The organism is Streptomyces recifensis (genome assembly GCF_002154615.1).
GTDB lineage: Bacteria > Actinomycetota > Actinomycetes > Streptomycetales > Streptomycetaceae > Streptomyces > Streptomyces griseoluteus.
Genome location: NZ_MUNH01000148.1, coordinates 1 through 2857, shown reverse-complemented (window position 1 = coordinate 2857; position 2857 = coordinate 1). Strand labels below are relative to the sequence as shown.

Here is a 2857-nt window from a genome sequence, read left to right as displayed (position 1 = left end):
GCGGTGGGGTAGCGCCTACTGGGCGGTGCGGGGGAAGGAGACCTCCACGCGGCGGTTCTTCTTGCGGCCCGCTTCGGTCGCGTTGTCGGCGATGGGGTACTGCTCGCCGTAGCCGCGTACCTCGAAGGTGACGTCGGGGGCGTTGAGGTCCTGGTCGAGTACGGCCTGTACGGCGTTGGCCCGGCGCTTGGAGAGGACGTCGCCGTGGGCGGAGGAGCCGAGGTTGTCGGTGAAGCCGAAGACGCGTACGCGGGTGGCCTTCTGCTTCTCGATCTCCTCGGCGATCGCGGTGATGCGGGCGCGGGCCTCCGGGCCGAGTTTGGCGCTGTCCTTGCCGAAGAGGACTTCTGCCTGGAGGGCGAAGGTGACGTCCGCGTTGGTGTCCTCGCGGCGCTCGTCCCCGCTCTGGTCCTCGACGACCGACTTGATGTCCAGCACCTTCGCTCCCGCGAGGGTGGCGCCCTCCGGCAGCTTCAGATCCGGATCGGTGGGGTCCACCTCCACAGGCGCGGCAGCACTCGGCTCCGTACCGGGCGGCTCACTGGGCCCGTCCGCGTGGGCGGGCGCCAGGGGGGTGAGAAGGGCCGCGGCGGCGGCGGTCACGAGGAGGCGGGCGAGACGGGTGGTGGTCACGGGGGGGCCTCAGTCGGAGATTTTGAAAGTGGCGGTCGGGAAAGTGGGCAGTTGGAAGTCGACCTCCGATGTGTTCTCCGGAGGCGCCGGGAACTGCATGAAGACCGCGAGTGTGGCACCGGACTTGAGGGCCGAGAAGCCCGTCGTCGTCAGAGGGCGTCCGTCCGTGTCGCGCAGGACGTAGTAACGCTTCTTGCCCTTCGGGTCGACGAGGGTCGCACCTCCGAGGGACCTGCCGTTTCGGATGATCTCTGTTTCGTCGCCGCTCAGGGCCGACGGAATGACAAGGTCCTTGGCGCCGTCGTTCCGCAGATTGCCGTTCACCGTGACGAAGCCTCCCGAGTCACGCTTTGCGGAAGTGATCTGGAGAGTGAGCCCGTCCGATCCCTTCAGCTCCGCCAGCGGGTCGTCCGACTGCCCTTCCTGCGTACTCGGATTCGAGCCACCGGACTTGGTGGCGGAGGCCGAGGCGTCCGGCTTCTTGTCATCACCGCCCCCACCTCCGCAGCCCACCGCACCAAGGGCAAGGACGGCAGCTACGGACAGGGCTGCCACGCCCCTGGCGGTCCGCCGCCCGGTGTAACGCATACTCATGGCTGAATTCCTTTACGCGTCGATCGCCTGTCAGTCGGCGGCCAGGTGGACATCGAAGAGGTCCTGCGGCTCGGGCAGATGAGTGAGATCGTCCGGGTCCAGATCCCAGTCACGGTCCTTGCAGGACAGTCGCGGCAGCACGTCACCGTGCGCCCCTTCTCCAGGCTTCTCGAACGTGCAGAGGGCTTCGATCACGGCCCTCGCGGACGCCGTCGACTTGAAATTCTCCGTGCCCGGGACGATGGAATGACCAACCGACTTATCGGTCTTGGCCTCGACCGTGAAGGCGAGCGGCCCGTCCTGTGCGCACTGTGCGCCGGCCTCGTTCTGGGCCGCCAGTTCCTCGGCCCGCCAGCAGGAGTCCGGCACCGGGACCTCACCGTCGAAGACGGCCCCCCACTTGGTGGGGTCCAGAATGTCGTCGACCCATTTCCCCACCAGCAGATCGCGCCTGTCCTGGGCCGCTGCCAGGGCCGCCGCATCGGCTGCGGTCTGAGCACCGCCGCGGTTCACCGAGGCCTGGCCGACCGCCAGATACGCCAACGCGAGAAAGAGCAGGCCCGCCACCACGGTGATGTAGATGGGGAAGGCCTGCCCTGTGTCCCGACGGAGGCGCGCGCCGGTCAGCCGCCGGTCACCTCGGAGATCTTCTGGGTGATCGCGTCGAAGATCGACTGGCCGATACTCGTACCCGTGATCGCCAGTACGATCGCCACGACCACCGCGATGATGCCGAGGTATTCCACCGCGGTCTGCCCCGTGTCGCTGCGGGCGGCGCGGGCCCGCAGGCTCGCAATGGCGGTGTTGAACCAAGCACTCATGGTGTTCCCCTCCGGATTTGTCTCCGATCCGCGCACCGTAGGGCGGTAAGAGGAGGCGGGCCCAGGGCCCGTGGGCCCAGCGTTGGGCCCATTGCGCACGGCTGAACGCCATCTCACGCCACCCCCAGCCACTTCGCGGTCGCCTGGGATCTGTTGGTGGTGTGGAGTTTGGCGAAGATGTGGTTGATGTGGTTCTTGACGGTCTTCTCGCTGATGAAGCAGGCGGCGGCGATCTGATGGTTCGTCATACCGGATGCGACGAGGTCCATGATCTCCGCCTCCCTGGTGCTCAGTTGAAAACTCGACCGGAATGACTGTCCCACAGAGGATTGCATGTGCGAAAGGGTTTTTGCAGACATCTCCCAGCGAGAAGCGGGAAGTTCAGGTTCCGCGTGTGCACTCGCACCCGGCCCGACCGCCGGAGGCAACAGCGCGCGCACCGCCCCCGGCGTCACATGCGGACGCCCCTCGCACACATCCCGCACCGCCCGCACCAACTGCTCCGTGCCGAATTCCCCGTGCACCAGATATCCCCCCGCCCCCAGCCGCAAAGCCTCCCGCACGGTCTCCGTCTCGTGGCTGTAGGTCAGCATCATGACGGGCGCCAGCCGGACCAGGTGGGGCAATGCCGAGATTCCGTCGACACCCGGCATCCGGACGTCGAGAAGGACGATGTCCGGCCGGTGCGCCAGCGCGGCCTCGTACGCCTCGCGCCCGTCCGCCGCCTCGGCCACCACGGTGGTGTCCTCGCGGCCGGAGAGAAGCGCGGTGAGGCCCGCGCGGACCACGGGGTTGTCGTCGGCGACCAC

5 protein-coding genes are annotated in these 2857 nt (G+C 67.6%); all 5 read right to left on the bottom strand.

The window, feature by feature from the left end; genetic code table 11:
• Positions 1-15: 15 nt before the first annotated feature.
• Positions 16-633: an OmpA family protein gene (locus CCN33_RS09615; RefSeq protein WP_086693191.1), complete on the bottom strand. Its 618-nt coding sequence runs from the start codon at positions 631-633 to the stop codon at positions 16-18.
• Positions 634-642: 9 nt separating this feature from the next.
• A complete protein-coding gene (locus tag CCN33_RS09610) occupies positions 643-1227 on the bottom strand; it encodes a hypothetical protein (RefSeq protein ID WP_086693188.1) in 585 nt (194 codons plus the stop codon).
• Between the two features lie 30 nt (positions 1228-1257).
• Positions 1258-1854, bottom strand: coding sequence for a pilus assembly protein TadG-related protein (locus CCN33_RS09605; protein WP_086693193.1), 597 nt, complete (start codon positions 1852-1854; stop codon positions 1258-1260).
• Positions 1851-2048, bottom strand: a complete 198-nt coding sequence (locus CCN33_RS09600; RefSeq protein ID WP_086693186.1) for a hypothetical protein — start codon at positions 2046-2048, stop codon at positions 1851-1853. Before CCN33_RS09600 ends, CCN33_RS09605 begins: the two co-directional genes overlap by 4 nt.
• A 113-nt stretch (positions 2049-2161) precedes the next feature.
• On the bottom strand, positions 2162-2857 hold a 696-nt coding region (locus CCN33_RS09595; RefSeq protein ID WP_244173743.1), incomplete at its 5' end, for a response regulator transcription factor.

What these genes read in the sequence shown, in the direction of transcription:
- CCN33_RS09600 (WP_086693186.1), bottom strand. Translation starts at nt 2,048, where the DNA reads ATGAGTGCTTGGTTCAACACCGCCATTGCGAGCCTGCGGGCCCGCGCC.
- CCN33_RS09610 (WP_086693188.1), bottom strand. Translation starts at nt 1,227, where the DNA reads ATGAGTATGCGTTACACCGGGCGGCGGACCGCCAGGGGCGTGGCAGCC.